This is a genomic window from Bacillus sp. FSL L8-0167 (genome assembly GCF_038630295.1).
GTDB lineage: Bacteria > Bacillota > Bacilli > Bacillales > Bacillaceae > Bacillus > Bacillus safensis.
In genome coordinates this window covers 1,987,321-2,010,321 of record NZ_CP152027.1, presented here as the reverse complement: position 1 = coordinate 2,010,321, position 23,001 = coordinate 1,987,321, and the positions used below count along the sequence as shown (strand labels likewise).

The following is a 23,001-nucleotide window of genomic DNA, read 5'->3' as shown; positions in this document are numbered from 1 at the left end:
AAAATGATAGACAGAAAAATTTTTTTAGAAAAATTATTTTGAATATTGTTGAAATATGCGAAAAAACTCTATATAGTAGTACCAATATAGAATATTGGAGGTCAGATTTTATGACACGAACCTTGCTGAGCGCTTGCTTCAGCAGCCATGTTAGTCATCGGTCATTCATAGGTGGCTAAATAAACAGAAAATTTGTAAAATAAAATCAACTCAAAATCATGCAGTCAACAAGACTTGTAGTATAGGAGGCTTTTTAAACAGATGGCAGAACTACGCAGTAACATGATTAAACAAGGAATCGACAGAGCACCTCACCGAAGCTTACTAAGAGCGGCGGGGGTAAAGGATGAGGATTTCGGCAAGCCATTTATTGCCGTATGTAATTCCTATATTGATATTGTCCCAGGACATGTCCATCTTCAGGAATTCGGGAAGATTGTGAAGGAAGCCATTCGTGAAGCTGGCGGAGTGCCATTTGAATTCAATACGATTGGCGTCGATGATGGAATTGCCATGGGTCATATCGGGATGAGATATTCATTGCCAAGCCGTGAAATCATTGCGGACTCTGTAGAAACCGTTGTATCTGCTCATTGGTTTGATGGAATGGTTTGTATTCCTAACTGCGATAAAATCACACCAGGAATGATGATGGCAGCGATGCGCGTGAATATCCCGACTGTCTTTGTGAGCGGGGGACCGATGGAAGCGGGTAGAACAAGTGACGGCAGAAAAATTTCTCTTTCTTCTGTGTTTGAAGGCGTTGGTGCATACCAGTCAGGTAAAATCAATGAAGAGGAATTAAATGAATTAGAGCAGTTTGGCTGTCCAACCTGCGGATCTTGTTCAGGTATGTTTACAGCTAACTCAATGAACTGTTTAGCGGAAGCACTCGGGATCGCTCTTCCTGGAAATGGAACGATTTTGGCGACATCACCAGAACGAAGAGAATTTGCGAAGAAGTCTGCAAAACAACTCATGGAGCTCATCAAAAAAGATATTAAACCACGGGATATTGTCACTGAAAAAGCAATTGATAATGCATTTGCATTAGATATGGCACTTGGTGGTTCAACCAATACCGTTCTTCACACATTGGCAATTGCGAATGAAGCAGGTGTTGAATATTCACTTGAACGTATCAATGAAGTAGCAGAACGTGTGCCTCATTTATCAAAACTTGCTCCAGCTTCAGACGTTTATATTGAGGATTTACATGAAGCAGGCGGTGTTACAGCGGCACTAAATGAATTGTCTAAAAAAGAAGGAGCTCTTCATTTAGATACAATGACTGTCACTGCGAAAACGCTTGGCGAGAACATTGCGGGGCATGAGGTAAAAGATTATAACGTCATTTATCCAATTGACAAGCCATTTACTGAAAAAGGCGGCTTAGCCGTTTTATTTGGAAACCTTGCGCCAGATGGAGCCATCATTAAAACGGGCGGGGTACAAGACGGGATCACACGCCACGAGGGGCCTGCGATCGTATTTGAATCCCAGGAAGAAGCCCTTGAAGGTATCATTAATAGAAAAGTAGAAGCAGGACATGTTGTCATCATTCGCTACGAAGGACCTAAAGGCGGACCTGGCATGCCTGAAATGCTTGCACCTACTTCACAAATCGTCGGCATGGGACTTGGACCAAAGGTTGCTTTAATTACAGACGGACGTTTTTCCGGCGCTTCTCGCGGATTGTCTATTGGGCACGTCTCTCCAGAGGCAGCTGAGGGCGGCCCGCTTGCATTTGTTGAAAATGGTGACCATGTCGTTGTCGATATCGAACAGCGCATTTTAAGCGTAGATGTTCCAGAGGAAGAATGGGAAAGAAGAAAAGCAAACTGGAAAGGCTTTGAGCCAAAAGTAAAAACGGGTTATCTTGCTAGATATTCAAAACTTGTGACATCAGCCAATACAGGCGGAATCATGAAAATTTAATCTGATATCGAACATTTGAAAATTGGCTCTCTCTATAGTATCCTTTATTCACAACATAAGGATTATAGAGGGGGCTTTTTTATGTCAATGGCATATGAAGAATACATGCGCCAGCTCGTTGTACCGATGCGTCAAGAGCTGACAAGTGCAGGATTTCAAGAACTAACAACGGAAGAAGAAGTAGAACAAACGATGCTAGAAGCAGAAGGAACGACATTTGTAGTTGTTAATTCTGTATGCGGGTGCGCTGCCGGCTTAGCACGCCCAGCTGCTACTCAAGCTGTGATGAAGGCAGAAAAAACTCCAGATCGAATTGTCACAGTTTTTGCTGGTCAGGACAGGGAAGCAACGGCAAAAATGAGAGAATACTTCACAGGCGAAGAGCCATCGTCTCCATCTATGGCACTTTTAAAAGGAAATGAACTCGTTCATTTTATTCCGCGTGACGAGATTGAAGGTCATGAAATGGAAGACATCATGAACAACGTCTTATCTGCATTTGAAAAACATTGCTAATACACATGTTGAAATGTCCTGTGATCAAGTCAGGGCATTTTTTCTTGATCATGATGGAGGAACCGCATGCTTATCACAACAAGCTTTAGAGCAAATGAACAAACAATTGAAACAGCAAAAGCCCTTGCAGAGGATTTACATGGTGAGTATGTAGAAAGGCGCAAACAATCCGTCAAGCAGCTTGCGATGAAACGAGGAGATGTCCTTGTTGTGGGGAAAGAAAGATTTGAATGGTATCAGCCAAATGGTGAAAAGTTCTTCTTCCATCCAAGCTCAGCGATGTTCAGGGTGAAGCGGCTCATGCGCGGGGAAAAGGATCCTTTAATCGAAGCCACGCAGCTTCAGCCGGGCGATTCCTTTTTAGATTGTACGCTTGGCCTAGGATCAGATGCCATTACAGCAAGCCTGCGAGTAGGTGCGAATGGAAGGGTCGTCGGTATCGAAAAGAGTCCGATGACAGCATTGCTAGTGCGAGAAGGACTAAACACATGGGAGACAGGGGTAAGAGAGGCAGATGAAGCGATGAACCGGATATCTGTTGTAAGTGGAGACAGTATCGAGCAGCTAAAAAAGCTCTCTGATGAATCATTTGATGTCGTCTATTTTGACCCGATGTTTGAGGAGACGATTCAAGAATCTGCAAGTATCGCACCGCTCCGTCATGCGGCAGAGCACCACTTTGACCACGAAACAGCCGTCCAAGAAGCGCTGAGAGTGGCGAGAAAAAGAGTGGTTTTAAAAGATCATTGGAAAAGCACCCGATTTCTAGCAGAATCCTATCAATTTCACGTTTTAAAACGAAAAACAGCCCAATTTCATTATGGATATATTGAGAAAGAAAAAAGCCCTCGCTAAAGGTTCAGGTGTGCAGACAATTCTTTTTAATTCCTTGTCAATCATCTAAAAAAGCCCTTATTCAGGGCTTTTAATCTGTAATCTCCATATAGACAAAATAAAATAATGTCAGCAAGGAAGCCGTAATAAAAAAACCTTCAAGCATACCCATTCCTCCCAAATTTTAGTCGTCATTACTGCCATTGTAAACGTTTTATTATGAAAAAGAAAGTCTCAAATCGGTGACCAAATTGAATGACTGAAAATTCATTATATGCTAGAATAGCAGTATGATAACTTATGGAAGGAATTAGATATCATGAAGATGTGGATGAGAAAAACGCTTGTTGCGCTCTTTACGATTGCAACTTTTGGTTTAGTCTCTCCTCCGTCGGCTTTGATGACAGACAAGCCCTCTGAACTTTCTTCATCTGATAAAACGCCTTATACAGCTGTTTATGATACATCAGATGAAATGCGCAGCTGGGAACTAACGCAAGAGGAAAGCAAAGAACAGTTAGACCCCTTTGAGCAATATAAGCAAGAGGTGCTGTCAAGTGCAGAAAATCAATCCTTTCTCAAATTTGGCCGTAAAATCACACCTGTCATTGAGGACGAGTACAGAGAAGAGATTCAGCCGAAGATTGAACAAGTGTTAACCGACTATTTAACAAATTTCAAAGATGACGAAAAATTTCAAGATGTTGTTTTAACTGATCAGCCTTCAAGCGGAAATGGCGAAAAAATCTTCCACATTTACAACCGCAAGACCGGAGAAGATTTGCTCCGTTTTCATGTCAGAAGAGATCAGCCGCCTCACAGCGGATATTGGTTTAACTTTCATTACCATACAGCAGAAGATGGATTCCAGACACATCACGAACTCGGTAATATTTACTGGGACAAAAACACCCCGCCGAGCTGGATGAGCCACTAGAAGGAGATGTCATGCCAATTGAAAAAATATACAATGAACGAAATGGTGCAGATTACAAAACAAATGTTAAACGATCGCGGAGTGAAAATTGAAGATATCGCACACATTGTGCTGAAGCTCCAAGAAAAATATCATCCAAACCTTCCACTTAGTGTCTGTATTGAAAATGTTGAAAAAGTGCTGAATAAAAGAGAAATTGTCCATGCAGTTTTAACAGGACTTGCCCTTGATCAGCTGGCAGAAAAAAAGCTCTTGCCAGAACCTTTACAGCACTTAGTTGAAACAGATGAGCCGCTATATGGAATTGATGAGATTATTCCGCTTTCCATTGTCAATGTATATGGATCAATCGGCTTGACCAACTTCGGTTATTTAGATAAAGAGAAATTTGGTATTATTCGTGAATTAGATGAAGGCCGTCCAGGTGAAGTGCATACTTTCCTTGATGACCTAGTCGCTGCACTTGCCGCAGCAGCTGCAAGCCGCATTGCTCACTCACACCAAGATATTAAGGATGAAGAGCAGGAACGAGTGAATCAAGCATAAAAAGAAAAACATGTCTGCTCATCATGCAGGCATGTTTTTTTGGTTTCAAGAAAAGCCGAAATAAGGTAAACTACAACAAGAACATAAATAAAGGATGAAAAAAATGAAACAATACAAAGAGTTATGCCGTCATGTATTACAGCACGGGGATGAAAAAGGTGACAGAACGGGTACAGGTACAATCAGCACGTTCGGTTACCAGATGAGATTTGATTTACAGGAAGGATTTCCTCTTTTAACCACAAAGAAATTACACCTGAAATCGATCATTCATGAGTTGCTTTGGTTTTTAAAAGGTGATACAAATGTCAAATATCTTCAAGAAAATGGTGTCCGCATTTGGAACGAATGGGCAGATGAAAATGGAGAGCTGGGCCGTGTATACGGTGCACAGTGGAGATCATGGGCGAGCGGAGACGGCGAGACAGTGGATCAGATCACAAAGCTGATTCATGATATTGAGCACAACCCGAATTCAAGACGACTGATCGTCAGCGCTTGGAACCCGGGGGAAATTGATCAAATGGCGCTGCCTCCTTGTCATTGTCTATTTCAATTTTACGTATCAAACGGGAAGCTTTCCTGCCAGCTATATCAAAGATCGGCAGATATCTTTTTAGGCGTGCCATTTAATATTGCTTCATATGCCCTTCTAACGATGATGATTGCCAAAGTCACAAATCTTGAGCCAGGAGAGTTTATTCACACACTCGGAGATGCTCATATTTATCAAAATCATCTTCCACAGGTGAAAATGCAGCTAGAGCGCGAGGAACGCACGCTTCCTACGCTTCGTATTACAAGAGATGTAAAGAGCATTTTTGATTTTACGTTTGATGATTTTGTGCTTGAGAACTATGATCCGCATCCGCATATAAAAGGAGAAGTCAGTGTATGATTTCCATGATTGCGGCGACAGGAGAAGACAGAGTCATTGGTCTAGATAATCAAATGCCTTGGCATTTACCAGCAGATTTAGCGTATTTTAAAAAAGTCACAGGCGGTCATACGATTGTCATGGGCAGAAAAACCTTTGAATCGATTGGACGAGCGCTGCCTAACCGCCGAAATATTGTGCTGACCACAAGTTCTTCTTTTAAAGCAGAAGGATGCGAGGTTGTTCATTCAATTGCTGATATTTTGGCAATTGGGGAAAGCGAGACAGAGCTATTTATCATTGGCGGGTCTAAGCTGTATGAAGAAATGATGCCATATGCTGATCGTCTCTATATCACGCACATTCACCATGCGTTTGAAGGAGACCGCTATTTCCCGTATTACAATGAAGATGAATGGACGATTGTATCACGCGAAAAAGGCCATCGTGACGAAAAGAACCCCTACAATTATGAATTTGTCGTATATGACAAAAAAGGATAAGTGAGTAGGAGGAGTACGGTTGTTTCGTTATTGGTTTTTAACGATTTATGTTGTTGTATCCTTTTTAAAAAGTATGAGGCATTTGTACGATCATGAATTAACGGATCCACGCATTTCCTATACGAAACGAATGCATCTCATTCATGAGCATGCAAAAAGGTTTTCCCGGGGATGTATTGATCAATCAGGATCAGTCATGACCATTCATCAGCAAAAGAAGCTGCCAGATGGCCCGGTTATTTATGTCACAAAAGAGCTGAATCCAGTCACGACGACATTATTGATCGGCCACCTTGAGAAGCCATTTGCTTTCATGGCAAAGCCGAAGCTTTTTCGGTATCCGATTTTAAAACAATGGCTCAAAAAAATGGCGGTTATCCATCAGAATCAAACGGATGAGGTCTTATTAGAAGAAGCAAAGGAAAGAATCGTGTCTGGGCAGAGTCTATTGCTTTCAGAAGCGTATCGTCATATTGCAGAGGCGCTTGCTGAAGAATACGATTGTCCGCTTGTACCAATTGAAACTAGCGGAACGGATCGTCTTTTAACTGGGAAGATCGTGAAAAGACTGCGTCCTGTTAATGTCGATATTCATATTAAAGCTCCTGTCATGATCAGTGATTACGCACAAAAACGTGCATAGAAAAAACCAGCATCCGAATAGTGGATGCTGGTTTTTTCATTCTATGCAGCAGGAATGTTTACGCAATAGAATAAAATACAGAAGAACATCGATGCGCTGCCGCCAAGAACAAAGCTGTGCCAAATCGCATGATGATAGGGAATTTTCCGCCAAATATAAAAGATGGTTCCGACTGAATATAATATGCCGCCTAACAGTAAGAGGCCAAATCCTGCACCTGTTAATTGGATATAAAGCGGTTTGATGGCGATGATGATCATCCAGCCCATTAATAAATAGACAAGGGTAGATACGATAATAAAGCGTTTGACGAAAAAGATTTTAAAGACAATCCCACCAGCAGCAAGCGCCCATACAATGGCAAGGAGCGTATAGCCGAGTGCACCTTTTAGTGGTCCAAGTAAAAAGGGTGTATATGTACCAGCAATCAATACATAAATAGCCGAGTGGTCAAGGATTTCAAAAATATCTTTTGTTTTTTTGTGCCGAATGCTATGAAGCAGGGTTGAGCTTAAATAAAGCAGCAGCATGGATGCACCAAATATCGAAAAGCTGATAATGTCTGTGACAGTGCCGTATTGAACAGCGAATAAGACGAGAAACACAATGGCTGGGATGGATAAAATAACACCTATGCCATGTGTAATGGCGTTTGCAATTTCTTCTTTTACAGTAAACAATGGATGTCCTCCTTTTATTGAACCGGTATATAACCATCAAGCGACTTCAGGAATGAAAGACCTTCAAGTGTAATCTTCGTTCCGGCCCTGCCTTTTCCTTTCGTCACGTATGCTTTTTTCTCAAGATCATCTAAGCGGTTTCGCACCTGCTGAGGGGTCAGCGGGATGTCTCCTTGTTTGCTTAATTCAGACAAGATGCGCCTGCTGGCTGCTTCTCCTTTTTCATTGAGAGATTTAATGGCTTCCAGCAAGAAAACAAACTCTTGTTTTTCCATTAGTGTGAGCTGGTGTTCTTCCTTTTTACCTTTCACGGCTGAGGGAAGAGGTGCTAATACAAAGGGCGGTAAATGATGTAAAAATACCGTGTGGCCCTCGAGTATGGACGCAGCGTAATGAACGATATTTTTGAGTTCTTGGACATTTCCTTCAAATGGATACTGCTGCAAGGCTTCCCAAACACTTGGATCAATATCAGGTGCCATGTTCAGCTCTTGAAAGAAAACATTTGTTAACACAGGAATATCTGTTTTTCGTTCGGCTAAAGCTGGAAGGGCCAAATGAAGAACATTCAGACGATAAAACAGCTCGGGTAAAAAGGTAGAAGAAACCCTGAGTGCTTCTATTGATAAAGACGAAGAAGCGATTACTTTTGTTGCAGGTGACGTTTCTAGAAAGTGAAAGACCTGGTGCTGCATAGAAATACTTAATGCACCGATTTCATCTAAATAAAGAATTTGATTGTTTTTTTCTATGAAGGCTTTCTGTAAGGTTTCTTCATTCAAGATGGGGCAATACATGTGTGTCAGTGATGCGTGTGATACGTTCGCCATTTCTTGGGCGAATAGCGTTTTGCCTGTGCCGATGTCTCCTGTTATCAAGACCGGCTGTTCGTTTTTCGAAAATTGTTTTGCCAGATGAATTGCATGCTTGATATCTTGATGATCACCATAGATAGATGCGAATGATTGAGTGGCCATTGGGTGATTCCTTTCTTTGTGGTTCTAATTGGTTCAATTGTAACACCCAATTAAAACAAATGTACAGGAAAACGAAAAAGTTTATAAAATTTATGATGGATCCATGATCTATTGGTTTATTTTTTGAATATTCATGTTATAATGACAAATTAAATAAGGTTAAAGAGAAAGGATCTTGTACATGAAACCGTTGCTCAAAGAAAATACGCTAATTCAAGTGAAAGACATCTTAAAAGCCCATCAAAATTTGAAGGATGTAGTCATTCATACACCACTTCAAAAAAATGAGCGACTTTCTGAACGATATGAATGTAATGTCTACTTAAAAAGAGAGGATCTTCAAGTAGTTCGTTCCTTTAAATTAAGAGGCGCTTTTAATAAAATGAGCCAGCTTCCAAAAGATAAACTAGAAAATGGCATTGTCTGTGCAAGTGCAGGAAATCACGCACAGGGTGTTGCCTATTCTTGTAAATATTTAGGCATCCACGGGAAAATCTTTATGCCTGCTACGACGCCAAGGCAAAAAGTATCACAAGTGGAGCTGTTCGGAAAAGAATATGTTGAAATTATCTTAACCGGAGATACGTTTGATGATTCGTATCATGAAGCCGTAAAATGCGGAGATGAAGAGAAGCGCGAATTTATCCATCCGTTTGATGATCTGGATGTGATGGCAGGACAAGGAACGACTGCTGTCGAAATCTTAAATGATATCGAAGTGGAGCCTCACTTTTTATTTGCAAGTGTCGGAGGTGGAGGTCTGTTATCTGGTGTTGGTACATATATCAAAAATATCTCACCAGAAACCGAAATCATTGCAGTCGAACCGCTTGGCGCAGCTTCACTGCATGCCTCGCATGAGAAGGGCGAGGTTGTGACACTTGATTCGATTGATAAGTTTGTAGACGGAGCAGCGGTTCAGCGGATTGGCGAAAAGACGTTTACATCGCTTCAGTCTGTTGTCGATAAAATCAGTCTTGTACCAGAAGGGAAAGTGTGTACAACGATTTTAGAGCTGTATAATCAATGTGCGATTGTAGCAGAACCGGCAGGCGCATTGCCAATCGCAGCATTAGATGCCCATCGCGAGGAGATCAAAGGGAAAAATGTTGTCTGTATTGTCAGTGGAGGAAATAATGACATCGGCAGAATGCAGGAAATCAAAGAACGCTCGATGATCTATGAAGGGCTTCAACATTACTTTATTGTCAATTTTCCGCAAAGAGCAGGAGCGCTTCGTGAATTTTTAGATGAAGTGTTAGGGCCAAATGACGATATCTCACGCTTTGAATATACGAAAAAGAATAACCGAAGCAAAGGTCCTGCGCTAGTCGGCATCGAATTGAAAGAAAGAGATGACTATGCAGCGCTGATTGAGCGGATGGATAGAAAAGGCTTTCACTATGTTGAAGTGAATAAAGATCAAGATTTATTCCACCTATTTATTTAGGCTTAACAGATAATTGGAAAAGAGGATTGATCGTTTGTGCTGCTCAAAACAATATGTTTTAGACGGATGGATGGAGCTCAGATCAAGGTAACAGAAGTCCCTGTTCTAAAGGGAGATGAGACGTATCGTTTCATGCTCACCTTTAGACTTGAAGCTTTCTTGAAAAAAGTCTATGTATCTAAAGGAAAGAGAACTGTGTACTCTTTCAGAGAGGATGTGAAACGTAACGTCAAGTGGAGCACATATGAACAGATCTATCAGGAGCCTACACTGAAACACAATGCGTAAGCAGGAATCTTTGTCAAAAGGGGGAAGCAGCCATTTTGAAATGGCTGCTGCTCAGTTTGGCAAGGATTTTTTTCGTGACAAGAAGAAAATGTGACAATTTCAAAAACGTTAGGTCAGTTGTTTTCAAGTGTGCAGGAAATAAGGTAATATCATAAGTAAAGACTAAGACAGCAAGGATGAGACGATAGTGAAACAAATTAAAATTGTAACAGATTCAACTGTGGACCTTCCGCAAGAAAAAATCAATGAACTTTCTATTCACGTGATTCCGCTCAATATCTCCATTTCCGGAGTTGATTATATTGACCGGGTGAATATACAGCCAGATGAATTTATTGAAAAAATGGAGGCCGCTGAGGAACTGCCGAAAACGTCTCAACCTGCGATCGGTCAATTCGTCGAATTATATGAAAAGCTGACGGCAGATGGAAGCGAAGTGATCAGTATCCATTTAACTGGTGGTATGAGCGGTACTGTTCAAACTGCTGAAAGCGCTTCGAAAATGGTAGATGGAAATATCACGGTGATTGATTCGAATTTTATTTCCTATGGATTAGGATTTCAAGTCGTCAAAGCAGCAGAACTAGCCAAAAAGGGTGCAAGCCGTGAAGATATTATCACAGAATTAGATAAAATCCGTCTTCAAACAAAGCTATATGTCACGATCGATACATTAGAAAATCTCGTCAAAGGCGGCAGAATCGGAAGAGGAAAGGCGCTGATCGGCTCACTTCTTCACATCAAACCAATTGCCAGCTTGACAGACGGGGTATATACGCCAGAAGCGAATGTGAGAAGCTACTCTGCGCTTGTCCGCCATCTGACAAAACAGTATGTACAGGCGGTGAAGGGAAAAACAGTTCAAGCCATTGGGATCGCACATGCAGATGCATTAGAACTCGCTGAAAAGCTAAAAAAAGCGCTACTTGACCACACACCTGAAGCACTGATTGACATCGCCTACACAACACCGATTATTTCTTGTCATACCGGAAAGGGCGCAATAGGCTTTACTTTTTATACCGATTGATAGAAAAAGGGGATGGACATATCATGTATAGAAAAAGGGGAGCCTTACTTGGTGCGCTTATGACGATAAGCGTGCTTCTTTTAGTCTCATGTTCAAATGGGCAAATCAAGGATGCTTTAAATTATCAAATAGAGCCGTTTGAGTTTGAAAACCAAGATGGCCAAAAGGTGTCATTGGATGATTTGAAGGGGAAAGTATGGGTAGCTGATTTTATTTTCACAAGCTGTGAAACGATTTGTCCGCCGATGACTGCTCATATGACAGAGCTGCAAAAACGGTTAAAAGAAGAAAAATTGGATGCGCATATCATTTCCTTTAGCGTGGACCCAGAGGTCGATTCACCGAAAAAGCTAAAGGAATTTGCAAAAGCCTATCCATTGTCCTTTAAAAATTGGGATTTTCTCACTGGGTATTCACAGTCAGAAATTGAAAAATTCGCAATGAAAAGCTTTAAAACCATTGTAAAAAAACCTGAAGATGAAGACCAAGTGATTCATCAGTCTCTGTTTTTTCTTGTCAATCAAGATGGGAAAGTGATGAAAAATTATGATGGCGTGCAAAACACACCTTATGATGATATCATCAAGGACATCAAAACGCTGAACCGAAGCTAGCATAAGGATGTTCAAATGGGCGAAAACATGATACACTTTTTTAATCAGAAAAAGGAGGGACATCATCGTTTGAAGGCTCGTTTGATTTTGATTGTGATGTCTCTAGCTTTTGTTCTTTCTGCATGTTCCGCGCAAGAGGCTGGCATAAAGGATAAACTAGAAGACACACCAAAAGTAAAAGAACATATTACCATCGCAGCGGTTGGAGATTCCTTAACAGAAGGAATCGGAGATCAAGATAAAAAAGGCTATGCAGGCATAACCCGTGACAAGATAGAAGCAGTGGACGGCGTGCAGTCTGTCACATTAAAAAACTATGCCATTAAAGGCAGTAGAACAGTAGATTTATTAAAAAGATTAAAAGAAAAAAAGGTGCAGGACGGACTGAAAGACGCTGACTATATTTTCTTTACGATCGGCGGGAATGATCTCATGCATGTTGTCCGTCAAAATGTGCTTAATTTGACGTTTGCTCCTTTTCAAAAAGAGCAAGGTCCTTTTGAAGAGCGCTTTAAAACCATTCTTGCTCAACTGAGAGAACAGAATGACCATGCGAAAATCATGTATGTCAGCATGTACAATCCTTTTAAATTCAGTTTGTCTGAGCTGCGAGATATTGATGAAGTCGTTCAAGACTGGAATGCCGCTGCCAAAAAGGAACTCAAAAAAGACGGCAATGCGGATATGATCAATGTAGCAGATTTATTTGAAGAAGGTTCTGATGAAAAATTACTGGCAGAAGATGATTTCCACCCAAACCAAAAGGGGTACTCTCTTATGGCAAATCGTTTATTCTCCGAAGTGAAAAAAGAAGGACTGCCGAAGGAATAGGGTGAAACAGATGAAAAAATGGAAAAGCTTATTTTTTATTTTACTTGCAATCAATCTATTGATTGTGATTGGCTGCGGTATTTTGATGCTGCTGCCAGGCGGTCAATCCGCTTCAACCAAAGAAGTGAAAAGCGAATATGCTTTTAATATATCCAGCTCAAAGGAATCACTCACCAGCTTTGTGAATGATTATTTGAAAAATCAAGGATCAAATGATATGCCAGACTTTCATGTAGCAATCGATCAAGATGTGAAAGTAACAGGCGCAATTAAAGCTTTCTCTTCAACGATTGATGCAAACGTCTCATTTACGCCAACTGTTGAAGATAATGGTGATGTGCTTTTGAAAGTGGATGACTTTTCAATTGGACAATTGAGCATTCCGATTAGTTTTGTTTTAAGCTACATGGGTCAGTTCTATGAGCTGCCAGAGTTCGTTCATGTAAAACCGGATCAAAAAACGGTTGAAGTGCGTCTTTCAGAAATGCCGCTGACGAATGATATGTATGTGAAAGCAAATAAAATTGATCTGCAGAACGATGAAATTGAATTCTCATATTATCATCCAAAGCAATAGAACGTGTGAGTCAGGAGTGAAATCATGAAGCGAGTCTATCAATATTTTAGTTTACTGTCGTTTTTATTTGCTGCGTACTTTGGCATAACAGCTGCCAATGCTTTAAAAGCAGAAAATATCGATCAGTTTTACTTAAATATTGCCTACTGTGCATTATTTCTAGGCACGATGATTCTTGCTTTTGATTTTCAAAAGCAAGAAAAAGCTGAAGATGTCTCGTAAGGAGCCTTTTCCACTTTAGGAAAGGCTCTTTTTTATAATTGCCGAGACAAGACCACCTTTGCCATAAGTTCAGGATCTCCGTTAGCAAAACCATGAAGCAGAATCAGGTATGCACGCTTTGTTTGCAGATGAACTTTTGGGATATCAAGCAGTACACTTTGAGTGCCGGCGGCTTTCAATTCAAAATGATATTTGTTCGGGGAGAAATGATGAATGTGGGTGCTGTTTACATAATCAAGCTCCTTCGATATAACCCCATGGTCTCGTTCGTATATATCTATAGAAGGAAGGTCCGGAGACAGCTGTACAAATGTAAGTGCTGACAGGTCATCTTGCTTGATCAAAGTAGCCTGCTGCTCAGTCAAGAGTGCAAAGCCTGCACGGGCACCTGTGATACATAATGTGTAGACCTCGCCGCTCTTAAATCGAATGCGGGAATGAAGAATTCTCTCATTTGTAGCCAGTTTGAACACTTCTATTTCATACATTCCCTCATCCCACTCCATATAAGCGGTCAAATGGCTGTAAGGCATTGGTTTCATTATCTGCTTCCGGTTCACATAAACAGCGAGCTCACTGAGATCTGGTGCAGCGTGAAATAATCGAATAAAGGCTTTTGATGAAGGGCTGCTTTGAAGATGCTCGTAGGTGTCAGCGAATGGCCGATATGGAAAGTCATGATAAAAGAGCTGCTGCATGTCATCAATCCCTTCTTTCTCATGCAATGGTGTTTTTTGTAGCGTATGCATGAAAAAGACGATCTGTATAGGCAAAAGAAGCATAGAAAAAAGCCTGACGTTTTCCGTCAGGCCGGCATGTTAAGAAGGAGAAGAATATTGATGATATTCAGCTAGTTTAATGAACGTTTTTTCATCCTCAATTAAACCACAAACACCGCACTGGACTTTCATTTGAGGACCTTGATAGCTCAAGTGAAAAGGAGACAGCTGTTCTCCTTCGTATCTTTCAACAACTGCTCCTGTTGCTGGATCAAGCTTTACAGGTTCTGAAAGCTGCTCAATGAGATTAAAGCGCGTTCTGTTTGTTTTACAGTTTGGACAAAGATAAGGGCTTGTCATGGTTTGTTCCACCTCTTTTTATCCGTAGCATGTCCTGAGCGCTAAAATCTATGCTTAATCCTTTTGACTTTTATCCAGCTTTTTAAATAATTTGATCATTGTTTTTAGTTCTTCGTCATCAAATGATTCAAATCGCTCCATAAAGTATTCGGTTTTCTTTTTCTCAAAATGCTCAGTAATTTCCTTACCCTTATCGGTTAAGTGGATTTTGATGATGCGGCGGTCCTCTTTTGAGCGGATACGGGTGATCCAGCCTTTTTCTACGAGTGTGTCAGTCACAGCGGTAATATGACTTGCTGACACTCCAAGAATGGAAGCGAATTCCGTTACTTTTTTTGCACCTTGCTCACGGAGCAGATTTAAAATAAGAAATTCATTCCGAGATAATTCGTTTTCGAGCAGGCTGTTAATTTCATAACGGATCTGCTTAAATACGGTTCTCAGTAAAGTGTCCATTTCGTACATCATTTGTTTTCTTTGTTCCAATCATTAAACCCCCATTATATTTTAAAGATACGACAGAATGCTTTCTTTTATTTTAGGTAGACAAGTCGTATCATTTTCATTATTTTTTATCATGTTATAATATGATGATACCATTTTTTAAATGAAGGGGGCACTAATATGTCTGAAAAACAAGAATTAGCCACATTTGCAGGAGGCTGCTTCTGGTGTATGGTTAAACCTTTTGATGAACAGCCGGGCATTATCAAAGTTGAATCAGGGTATACTGGCGGACATACAGTGAATCCGACCTATGAGGAAGTATGTACAAATACAACGGGACATAGAGAAGCGGTTCAAATCACGTTTGATCCTGACGTGTTCCCGTATGAGAAGCTGCTAGAGCTGTATTGGCAGCAAATAGACCCAACAGACGATGGGGGGCAATTTGGCGATAGAGGGGAATCTTACCGTACAGGTATTTATGTTCATCATGACGAGCAGCGAAAGCTAGCAGAAGCATCGAAAGAGCAGCTGAGCCAAAGCGGGATTTTCAAAAAGCCAATCGTTACAGAAATTTTAGACGCAGGTCCTTTTTATCCAGCAGAGGAATATCATCAGCATTATTATAAGAAAAACAAAATGCACTACGAACGATATCATGTCGGTTCGGGCAGAGCCGGTTTTATTGAGTCCCATTGGAGTGATAAATAATGGCAAATGAAAAAGAAAAGCGTATAAAAGAATTAAACCGCATGCAGTACGAAGTCACGCAAAATAATGGCACGGAGCCGCCATTTCAAAATGAATTTTGGGATCATAAAGAAGAAGGTATCTATGTGGATATCATTTCAGGAAAGCCGCTTTTTTCTTCTTTAGATAAGTTTGATGCCCACTGCGGATGGCCAAGTTTTACAAAACCGCTTGAAGAGGAAGAAGTAGCAGAGAAGGTTGATACGAGTCATGGAATGGTGCGGACAGAGGTTCGCAGTAAAACAGCTGATTCTCATCTAGGTCATGTTTTCCCTGATGGCCCAGGGCCAAACGGTCTTCGGTATTGTATTAACTCAGCCGCTTTAAAGTTTATCCCAAAGGATGATCTTGAAAAAGAAGGCTACGGGGATTTGAAACATCTATTTGATTGATCCATCTAAAAATCGTCACATGGAAAGCAGCTGCTTCCGTGTGACGATTTTTTATTTTTTATGATGTGTATGATGTAATTGTTCAATGATGTGGAACAGCTTTTCTTTTGTAATGAGCGGTGCTTCTTTTGAGGTGTAATTCGTTAAGTCGACTTTTTGAAAGGCAGGGTGCAAATGTGGTCTTGGTAAAATGGCATAAAATTGTTCATGTTCAAACAGTGCATCTGCTTCGTGCGGGAATGTGAGCTCCTCGTGAAGCTTTTCGCCAGGTCTTTTTCCGACTACAAGAACATCTGGAGATTGAGCATTGATTTGAGCGGCATATTCGTGAAACGCTTTTAAAAGATCGGCAAGCTGTAAGGACTCCATCTTGAGAATGAAGGTTTCGCCGCCTTTCATCATAATTGCTGCTTGAAGTGTGAGGGAAACAGCCTCTTCAATAGACATAAAAAAACGTGTCATATGAGGATCAGTCACGGTCAAAGGTTTTTCATTTAATAGCTGCTGGAGCATGATCGGAATAACGGAACCTCTAGATCCAAGCACATTGCCAAAGCGTACAGAGCAAAACCTGGTTTTTTGATTCGGAATACTTTCGTTTGCTTGGAAAAATAGTTTTTCTGAAATCAATTTTGTTGCACCCATGGCATTCGTCGGAGAAACCGCTTTGTCAGTTGAAATGTTGACGACATGACTCACTTCATGTTCGAGGGCGGCTTCAATGACGTGCTGTCCGCCGATGATATTCGTTTGAACGGCTTCGAACGGATTATCTTCACAAGTGGGTACTTGTTTTAAGGCCGCTGCATGGAAAATGATATCCACACCCTTGACGAGCTGTCTCACGCGGCTTGCATCCCGGACATCTCCTAAAGCGAATACGACTTCTGGATGTTCTGCGTACTCATTTTTCATCATGTATTGTTTGCTGTCATCTTTACTGAAGACGATTATCTTCTTTGGAGAGCAACTTGTTAATTTATTCACGATTTGCCGGCCGATTGACCCCGTACCGCCTGTAACCAATATCGTTTTGTCACGAAAAAAGGTCTTCAAAGTCGTTTCTATCTGTTTGGACATATCTAATCCCCCAACTCTCATTTCTCTACTTTGCATCATATGTGAAAGAGCGGCATTCGTTTGAGGAAAAGAACCACTTCATGCATAAATTAGGTGAACAAATTATAACCATCTGCTAGTCGTCTTAATAGAATATGGAGAGATAAGAGATCAACTAGAAAAACGAGAGACCTGAATACTTCAGTACTGCGGTCAGCTCGGGAAGAAAATGGTAAGGGAGCTGTGCGCGAGGGGAGAAGAGAAGACATGTATAGGGGAAATCGTATTTTAGCTATGATACCTGCATTTAGAAGTCACGACGGCCAGCATGATGAACACATACGCATATTGGCAGAGAGGCCGCTTATCTATTGGACCATTCAGCCGTTACTGCAAATGATTGAATTAGATGAAGTCATCGTCTCCTCAGAGGATGTCAATACGCAAATCATTTCATCTCACTACGGAGCAAATGTGATTGAACTGCCAAGCACACATGTGACAGAACAAACGCCGTCACTGTTAGCTGTGAAGCATGCGCTTGCTTATTTAGAGCGGGAGGGAAAAACCTTTGATATTGTGCTGTATCTGCATCCATCGTCTCCTCTAAGACAGCCGGCAGATATCGAGAAGTGCTTGCAGCTTTTAGTGGAAGGGGGATATGACTGCACCGCATCTTTTACAGAGGCGTTAGAAAACCCAAATGAAACTTGGACACTGCATGAAAACAATGAAGCTACTTTATATAAGGACAATCATTACTTTTTCATGCCAAAGCATGAGCAGCCATATACGTATGGCCGGCTAAATGGTGCGGTATATGCTTTTCATGCTCATTATGCAAAAGAATGCATTCATTCCTTTTTAGAAGGATCTGTCGGAGCTTATATGATGGATCGCACGCGGTCGCTTGTGGTGAAACAGGAGGCAGACCGGAAAGAGGCAGAGAAAATCTTATTAGCTCACCGAGATGCGGAAGATCATGCATAAGCTGGCATTCAACGAGAAAAAGCGCCCAGTTATAGGGCGCTTTTTACAATGTCATAAAGCCTTTGTGGCATCGTATCAAATGTATTCCAGCGAACGGCTTGCTCGTAGTTGTTCAGTGCGGCCGTCTTTCTTTCACCTGCATTTGATCCATAGTATTCAACCTGTTCTATCAAATCGTCCTCATCTTTGTAAAAAGCAAAGCTTGAAAAAGCAGGCGGCGGAGGTAGATCCGTCAATTGAAAACTCCCAGTTGCAGCAATGTCAAATGCTCTGTTATTGAGGCTCATATTTTGAATCATGGCTTTGTTTTTGTTATACGCAAATTGAGCCGGCCTATGCGGATTCAGGACAATCGCTGTCTGCTGATAAATGTCCGCCATTTGCTGAGGACTCAGCCAATTCGTTATGAGTGTGAAATCACGATAATGTCTCCGTGATTTGTTTAAGTGACGGTGCCATTCCTTACCTGCAACGAGAATACGCCATTTGTTTTGCTGCAAGAGTGTATCGATGGCTTTGATGCGGTTGGGATAAGGGTAGCCAATGAGTGCAATGTCATACGTGCACATCTCTTCTGGCGATTCATTTTTCTGAAAGACACGTGTATTTGCCGGAATGGGAAAGTAGTGCGTATGATCAGCGCCTAATTGTTTATAAAATGGCAAAACCCCTTCATCAATCGTTAATATAAGCTGAGCTTCATGTGCGCAAGCAGCTGACACATCTGTATAAAAGGGATCTTCTGTCATCCAAAGAACAATCGGGATTTTTTCTTGTTTGAATTGATGAAGCACATCTTTCGGAACATGATCACCGATCATCATCAAAACAAAATCCGGAGAAAATGTCCGGATTTTGTGCATGTTCGTGGGTAGAGATTCTCTATCAATCTTTACACATGAAAAGGGGGAATCAATGAAGCTTTCTTCTACCCATTGATCAAACATGTGATAGATTCCGCCGTAGCCAGAACTGATATAAAGAAGCTTCATGATGATCCTCTCACATTAAGAAGTGAATGTAACACTTTCAACTTTATCTACATCTAATAGAGTCGTTGCTGAGCCTGTAGGTGTGACAGAGCTTTCTTGTGTAACAAATACAACGCCTGTTGAAGCATCGAATGATACAAATTGAACTGGCCCAATTAAATCTCCTGAGTCAGTGACAATGCTAATGACTGTTCCTGGTGCAAGTCTTGCAAAGATCCATCTTGCTGGCTGAGATACATCGAGTGTTGTAGCAGAATCTGAAGGTGATGCCTCAGCTGCCACTTCACTTAATAAATCGTTCAATTTTTCTTCCATTTGAACTCCTCCTTCTTCGAGATTAGCTGTTAATGCATGAGTAATTGGTTTGAAAAACACTTTCAATAGTTCCTTTTTTAATTCAGCACGCTTTTCGCTCATTTTTTCCCCATCCTTTCCTCATCAATTCAAACTCACCCCTATGTATATGCCATTCATTTTTTTTGGCATAAGCATAACGCTGATTCCTTGTTCTTTTTTTCAATTAATCAGTTCACACATTTTTAAAAATGTTTTCAAATGCTGAGGCTAAATGAAGCAGTTCTCATACTCTAGTAAAGATTAAATGTGAAGAGAGAGGGATTATGAATGGAATTTGAACAATTATTAGATGGTTGGAACGAAGAATTACTAGAGTCGGAAGGAGTGCTTGAAGTCATCTTGATTTTACTTCTTCTTCGCCTTTTAGAAGAAAGTGATGATGAGAATGTGTCAGACATCAAAGAATTACTTCGTCCATGGCTTGAGCTTGGCATTCCGGTGCCGCGTGTTCATTTAGTTAATGGAGATGTACTTCAAAACGTGGTTGTCGTGCAATTGTTTGATACGGTAGCGGTCTTTAAAAACGCGACAAATCAGCTAAGAGTGAGTGTTCCTTATGTGAACATTGTCAGCTGGGGGGCTTTTTAATCTAATCAAAAAGGATAATGATCATGAAAGTATCGGTGATTTTAACAAGCTACAATAAACCAGATTTCATTGATCGTGTGCTAAAGAGTATGCTAGAACAAACGTATCCGCATTGGGAGCTTTTGATTATGGATGATGGCTCAGAAGAGGGCACCATTCAAAAGATCCAGCCCTATTTAAGTGATGAACGCATTCAGCTGTATTCGCACACAGTTCATCCAGCAAAACGGCTGTTAACCGCACGATATGCGACGCTTATTAATGAAGCATTAACCCGTATAACAGGTGAGCTCATTTGTTATTTAACCGATGATACCATGTACCATCAAGATCGTTTGCTTAAAATGGTGGATGTTTTTCGGTCGAAGCCTCACATAGATATTGTGTATTCCTCGCAGCGGGTCGTGCATGTTGATCAGCATTTAGTGGAAACGATGAGTTTTATTCGAGAAGCAGATCAAATCTTAGAGCATGCGTCCTTTCAAGTGGACCATTGTTCGGTCATGCACAGAAGCTGCTTGCTTCCACTGATCTATGAAAAATACGGACAATATTGGGATGATGAGCCAAAGCACTGGCATCATGCAGATTCTGTATTTTGGATGAGGCTGAATCATTTCGCTGCGTTTTTTCCATTAAAAGATGTACTGGATACAACGTATAAAACGCCCCATTCCTTTCATCATCTGTTTTCGAGTATGCCGTATGATTTAATTGACGGAACGGTCATTGAAAAAGAAGGAGATTATTATCAAATCGCAGACGGGAAACTTCATGGAATTGAAAAACGCTGGATCAATGAAAAGAACAGGCGTGCGATCCGTGTTCCGCTGTTATGTGAGATGAAATATGAAATGAAAGAGAAGCTGGCAGTACCCAATTATACAGTCGTTACCGCAGATAATGGGAAAACGTTCTTTTATATTGAAGATCAGAAAAAAAGACGGTTTGCTTCAAAACGTGACGTGCAATATTTTCAGTTTCACCCTAAGGAGATCTATACGATTTCAAATGATCAGCTTCAGGCATTTGAGGATGGCAGCATAATTCAGGCTTCTCCAGTTTTCAGTCCGCCAAACAGGCGCCTGTTTAAATGGAAACAAGATGTTTATTTACTTGTGCATTATGCCTTTTGCCGTATTGATCCTGAGGTCGTGAAGCGATTTGCTTTTTATCATCAGCCGATTAAGCTGTACCCATCCCAATTTGCGTTTTTTCAGGAAGGAAAGCCGATTGTGCCGCTGTATAGGGAATCGCTGCAAGAATTCGATATGTCTCTTTATCAAACATCCGGACGAAAGCACTCCTCATAAGAGGGGTGCTTTTTTCGCAATGATTGCAGGAAGTAGAAAGGAAAAAGCGAAACATGAAAAGGACAGGAACCTTTAAGAAATGATCAAGCCGCTGAAAACTTGGCAATTGATGCCGGTTTTTTGGCACTGAAAGTGAGGGGGAAAGAATGGGGAAGGTTGTCGAAAGAGCAGATTGGTTTGAATTGATTTTAGAAGCTATTGATGAAGCCATTCACGTTGTAGATGATCGAGGGATGACGATTTTTTACAATCATAATGCCGCTAAGTTTGACTCTTTACAAAAAGAAGAGGTGATTGGCAAGTACATCCTTGATGTGTATCCCTCTTTAACTGAAAAAACAAGTACGCTCATGCATGTGTTGCGAACAGGAAAGCCCATTTATCATTCGCTGCAAACCTATTTGAATAAAAATGGAGAAAGGATTGAAACAGTGAACACGACATTGCCTATTATCGAAGATAACGAGTTAATAGGCGCGGTCGAAGTCGCAAAAGATGTATCAAAGCTGTCGGCTCTTTCCAATCGGTTAGGGCAAAAAAAGCGGACACAAGACGCGGCTGAGGCCGTACAAATGCATGATTTTGCTTCATTTTTAACAAATGATCCGCTTTTAAAAGAAATGCTTGAAAGGGCAAAAAAAGCAGCTGCTTATCCATCATCAGTTGTTGTCTACGGGGAAACAGGGACAGGAAAAGAAGTGCTCGTTCAAGCCATTGTCCATGAATCTGACCGGAAAAATCAAGTGTTCATTCCGCAAAACTGCGCAGCACTCCCAGAATCATTACTTGAAAGTTTATTGTTCGGATCTGTCAAAGGGAGCTATACGGGCGCGCTTGATCGCAAGGGACTTTTCGAATTAGCTGATGGGGGCACACTTTTTCTTGATGAGCTGCAAGAGATGCCGCTCACGCTGCAGACGAAATTATTACGTGTGTTAGAGGATGGCGTTGTCCGCCGCATCGGTGACGCAAAATCCATTCAAGTGGATGTTCGGCTCATTACTGCGCTCAATATGGACCCATTCGAAGCAGTGAAAAAGCAAATTTTAAGAGAAGATTTATTTTATAGACTGCATGTATCATCTTTTCATATCCCGCCGCTTCGTGAAAGAAAGCAAGATATCACGCTGCTATCCCGCTACTTCATTCAAACCTATCATCAGCAGTTTTCAAAAAACGTTACACGCCTTTCTGAAGAAACGGAACGATTGTTTATGGCGCACCACTGGCCTGGGAATGTTAGAGAATTAAAACATACGATAGAGCATGCCGTGTTGATGATGCCAAAGGAAGCGGAAGAGATCATCCCTCTATACCTTCCGGCTCATTTACGTGAGCAAAAGCTGGAAAAAGAAACATCTGAATCCTCCTTAAAAAATCAAGTGTCTTCATTTGAACAAACATTGATTCAAGAAGCTTTACATCAGCATAATGGAAATATTAAAAAAACCGCCGCTGCTTTAAAAATTCCTCGACAAACGCTGCAATATAAATTAAAGAAATATGCAGATGCCGAAATATAGGCACAACATCCAATTGAATATGACGGGTAAAAGCTCCTTTTGTAAAGA

General features: G+C 41.1%; 29 protein-coding genes. 21 read left to right on the top strand and 8 right to left on the bottom strand.

Going from position 1 to position 23,001, the window contains the following annotated elements:
* Nucleotides 1-261: 261 nt before the first annotated feature.
* The 8 genes from ilvD (at nucleotide 262) to MHB66_RS10185 (ending at nucleotide 6,794) form a co-directional block, all read left to right on the top strand.
* A complete protein-coding gene (ilvD, locus tag MHB66_RS10220; RefSeq protein WP_024422739.1) occupies nucleotides 262-1,938 on the top strand; it encodes a dihydroxy-acid dehydratase in 1,677 nt (558 codons plus the stop codon).
* Between the two features lie 81 nt (nucleotides 1,939-2,019).
* On the top strand, nucleotides 2,020-2,454 hold the full coding sequence (locus tag MHB66_RS10215; protein WP_046311533.1) for a BrxA/BrxB family bacilliredoxin: 435 nt from the start codon (nucleotides 2,020-2,022) through the stop codon (nucleotides 2,452-2,454).
* 66 nt (nucleotides 2,455-2,520) lie between these two features.
* Nucleotides 2,521-3,309 carry a class I SAM-dependent methyltransferase gene (locus tag MHB66_RS10210; protein ID WP_046311530.1) on the top strand — a complete coding sequence of 263 codons (789 nt, stop codon included), beginning with the start codon at nucleotides 2,521-2,523 and terminating at the stop codon, nucleotides 3,307-3,309.
* Nucleotides 3,310-3,607: 298 nt separating this feature from the next.
* Entirely contained in the window at nucleotides 3,608-4,225 is a 618-nt protein-coding gene (locus MHB66_RS10205) for a YpjP family protein (RefSeq protein WP_024428139.1), read from the top strand.
* An 18-nt stretch (nucleotides 4,226-4,243) separates the two neighbouring features.
* Nucleotides 4,244-4,771 carry a phosphatidylglycerophosphatase A gene (locus MHB66_RS10200; RefSeq protein ID WP_024428140.1) on the top strand — a complete coding sequence of 176 codons (528 nt, stop codon included), beginning with the start codon at nucleotides 4,244-4,246 and terminating at the stop codon, nucleotides 4,769-4,771.
* A gap of 103 nt (nucleotides 4,772-4,874) precedes the next feature.
* Complete coding sequence (locus MHB66_RS10195; RefSeq protein ID WP_024428141.1) at nucleotides 4,875-5,669, top strand: thymidylate synthase; 795 nt, start codon at nucleotides 4,875-4,877, stop codon at nucleotides 5,667-5,669.
* Entirely contained in the window at nucleotides 5,666-6,151 is a 486-nt protein-coding gene (gene folA, locus MHB66_RS10190; protein WP_024428142.1) for a type 3 dihydrofolate reductase, read from the top strand. The genes MHB66_RS10195 and folA overlap by 4 nt, the downstream gene beginning before the upstream one ends.
* Before the next feature lie 19 nt (nucleotides 6,152-6,170).
* Nucleotides 6,171-6,794 carry an acyltransferase gene (locus tag MHB66_RS10185; protein WP_034280522.1) on the top strand — a complete coding sequence of 208 codons (624 nt, stop codon included), beginning with the start codon at nucleotides 6,171-6,173 and terminating at the stop codon, nucleotides 6,792-6,794.
* 41 nt (nucleotides 6,795-6,835) lie between these two features.
* On the opposite strand, the gene MHB66_RS10180 is transcribed toward MHB66_RS10185, so the two are convergent.
* Together MHB66_RS10180 and MHB66_RS10175 are read right to left on the bottom strand one after the other, a co-directional pair.
* Complete coding sequence (locus MHB66_RS10180) at nucleotides 6,836-7,474, bottom strand: hemolysin III family protein (protein ID WP_024428144.1); 639 nt, start codon at nucleotides 7,472-7,474, stop codon at nucleotides 6,836-6,838.
* Nucleotides 7,475-7,488: 14 nt separating this feature from the next.
* The gene (locus MHB66_RS10175) at nucleotides 7,489-8,451 is read right to left on the bottom strand and encodes a sigma 54-interacting transcriptional regulator (protein ID WP_046311527.1); all 963 of its coding nucleotides are present in this window, start codon (nucleotides 8,449-8,451) and stop codon (nucleotides 7,489-7,491) included.
* A 181-nt stretch (nucleotides 8,452-8,632) separates the two neighbouring features.
* Between MHB66_RS10175 and ilvA the strand changes: the two genes are divergently transcribed.
* The 7 genes from ilvA (at nucleotide 8,633) to ypmT (ending at nucleotide 13,463) form a co-directional block, all read left to right on the top strand.
* A complete protein-coding gene (ilvA, locus tag MHB66_RS10170; protein ID WP_024428146.1) occupies nucleotides 8,633-9,901 on the top strand; it encodes a threonine ammonia-lyase IlvA in 1,269 nt (422 codons plus the stop codon).
* A gap of 36 nt (nucleotides 9,902-9,937) precedes the next feature.
* Entirely contained in the window at nucleotides 9,938-10,189 is a 252-nt protein-coding gene (locus MHB66_RS10165) for a YpmP family protein (RefSeq protein ID WP_024428147.1), read from the top strand.
* A gap of 187 nt (nucleotides 10,190-10,376) precedes the next feature.
* On the top strand, nucleotides 10,377-11,219 hold the full coding sequence (locus MHB66_RS10160) for a DegV family protein (RefSeq protein ID WP_046311524.1): 843 nt from the start codon (nucleotides 10,377-10,379) through the stop codon (nucleotides 11,217-11,219).
* A 59-nt stretch (nucleotides 11,220-11,278) separates the two neighbouring features.
* Complete coding sequence (locus tag MHB66_RS10155) at nucleotides 11,279-11,833, top strand: SCO family protein (RefSeq protein WP_227001735.1); 555 nt, start codon at nucleotides 11,279-11,281, stop codon at nucleotides 11,831-11,833.
* Nucleotides 11,834-11,902: 69 nt separating this feature from the next.
* Nucleotides 11,903-12,664: an SGNH/GDSL hydrolase family protein gene (locus MHB66_RS10150; RefSeq protein WP_024428150.1), complete on the top strand. Its 762-nt coding sequence runs from the start codon at nucleotides 11,903-11,905 to the stop codon at nucleotides 12,662-12,664.
* Between the two features lie 10 nt (nucleotides 12,665-12,674).
* Complete coding sequence (locus tag MHB66_RS10145) at nucleotides 12,675-13,241, top strand: YpmS family protein (protein ID WP_024422724.1); 567 nt, start codon at nucleotides 12,675-12,677, stop codon at nucleotides 13,239-13,241.
* Between the two features lie 24 nt (nucleotides 13,242-13,265).
* Nucleotides 13,266-13,463 (top strand): protein YpmT, encoded by a 198-nt coding sequence (ypmT, locus tag MHB66_RS10140; RefSeq protein ID WP_024422723.1) that lies wholly within the window; start codon nucleotides 13,266-13,268, stop codon nucleotides 13,461-13,463.
* 32 nt (nucleotides 13,464-13,495) lie between these two features.
* Here the strand turns inward: ypmT and MHB66_RS10135 are convergent, their stop codons facing one another.
* The 3 genes from MHB66_RS10135 to MHB66_RS10125 form a co-directional block, all read right to left on the bottom strand.
* Nucleotides 13,496-14,212: a DUF4397 domain-containing protein gene (locus MHB66_RS10135; protein WP_227001665.1), complete on the bottom strand. Its 717-nt coding sequence runs from the start codon at nucleotides 14,210-14,212 to the stop codon at nucleotides 13,496-13,498.
* A 69-nt stretch (nucleotides 14,213-14,281) separates the two neighbouring features.
* A complete protein-coding gene (locus MHB66_RS10130) occupies nucleotides 14,282-14,542 on the bottom strand; it encodes a hypothetical protein (protein WP_024422721.1) in 261 nt (86 codons plus the stop codon).
* Between the two features lie 54 nt (nucleotides 14,543-14,596).
* A complete protein-coding gene (locus MHB66_RS10125) occupies nucleotides 14,597-15,028 on the bottom strand; it encodes a MarR family transcriptional regulator (RefSeq protein ID WP_007500780.1) in 432 nt (143 codons plus the stop codon).
* Between the two features lie 138 nt (nucleotides 15,029-15,166).
* Between MHB66_RS10125 and msrA the strand changes: the two genes are divergently transcribed.
* Nucleotides 15,167-15,700: a peptide-methionine (S)-S-oxide reductase MsrA gene (msrA, locus tag MHB66_RS10120; RefSeq protein ID WP_024422720.1), complete on the top strand. Its 534-nt coding sequence runs from the start codon at nucleotides 15,167-15,169 to the stop codon at nucleotides 15,698-15,700.
* Nucleotides 15,700-16,131, top strand: coding sequence for a peptide-methionine (R)-S-oxide reductase MsrB (gene msrB / locus MHB66_RS10115; RefSeq protein ID WP_024422719.1), 432 nt, complete (start codon nucleotides 15,700-15,702; stop codon nucleotides 16,129-16,131). The genes msrA and msrB overlap by 1 nt, the downstream gene beginning before the upstream one ends.
* 51 nt (nucleotides 16,132-16,182) lie before the next feature.
* On the opposite strand, the gene MHB66_RS10110 is transcribed toward msrB, so the two are convergent.
* Nucleotides 16,183-17,211 (bottom strand): SDR family NAD(P)-dependent oxidoreductase, encoded by a 1,029-nt coding sequence (locus MHB66_RS10110; RefSeq protein WP_034280530.1) that lies wholly within the window; start codon nucleotides 17,209-17,211, stop codon nucleotides 16,183-16,185.
* Nucleotides 17,212-17,457: 246 nt separating this feature from the next.
* Here MHB66_RS10110 and MHB66_RS10105 point away from each other — a divergent pair, with 246 nt between their 5' ends.
* On the top strand, nucleotides 17,458-18,180 hold the full coding sequence (locus MHB66_RS10105) for an acylneuraminate cytidylyltransferase (RefSeq protein ID WP_046311519.1): 723 nt from the start codon (nucleotides 17,458-17,460) through the stop codon (nucleotides 18,178-18,180).
* A gap of 29 nt (nucleotides 18,181-18,209) precedes the next feature.
* Here MHB66_RS10105 and MHB66_RS10100 read toward each other — a convergent pair whose 3' ends face one another.
* Complete coding sequence (locus tag MHB66_RS10100) at nucleotides 18,210-19,172, bottom strand: DUF3880 domain-containing protein (RefSeq protein ID WP_041117732.1); 963 nt, start codon at nucleotides 19,170-19,172, stop codon at nucleotides 18,210-18,212.
* Between the two features lie 15 nt (nucleotides 19,173-19,187).
* On the bottom strand, nucleotides 19,188-19,589 hold the full coding sequence (locus MHB66_RS10095) for a hypothetical protein (protein ID WP_024422714.1): 402 nt from the start codon (nucleotides 19,587-19,589) through the stop codon (nucleotides 19,188-19,190).
* A 207-nt stretch (nucleotides 19,590-19,796) separates the two neighbouring features.
* Here MHB66_RS10095 and cgeC point away from each other — a divergent pair, with 207 nt between their 5' ends.
* The 3 genes from cgeC to MHB66_RS10080 all read left to right on the top strand — a co-directional run bounded on the left by cgeC (nucleotide 19,797) and on the right by MHB66_RS10080 (nucleotide 22,953).
* Nucleotides 19,797-20,117 carry a spore maturation protein CgeC gene (gene cgeC, locus MHB66_RS10090; RefSeq protein ID WP_041117730.1) on the top strand — a complete coding sequence of 107 codons (321 nt, stop codon included), beginning with the start codon at nucleotides 19,797-19,799 and terminating at the stop codon, nucleotides 20,115-20,117.
* Nucleotides 20,118-20,134: 17 nt separating this feature from the next.
* Nucleotides 20,135-21,430, top strand: coding sequence for a glycosyltransferase family A protein (locus tag MHB66_RS10085; protein ID WP_041117728.1), 1,296 nt, complete (start codon nucleotides 20,135-20,137; stop codon nucleotides 21,428-21,430).
* 146 nt (nucleotides 21,431-21,576) lie between these two features.
* Nucleotides 21,577-22,953, top strand: coding sequence for a sigma-54-dependent Fis family transcriptional regulator (locus MHB66_RS10080; RefSeq protein ID WP_046311516.1), 1,377 nt, complete (start codon nucleotides 21,577-21,579; stop codon nucleotides 22,951-22,953).
* The last annotated feature ends 48 nt before the right edge of the window (nucleotides 22,954-23,001 follow it).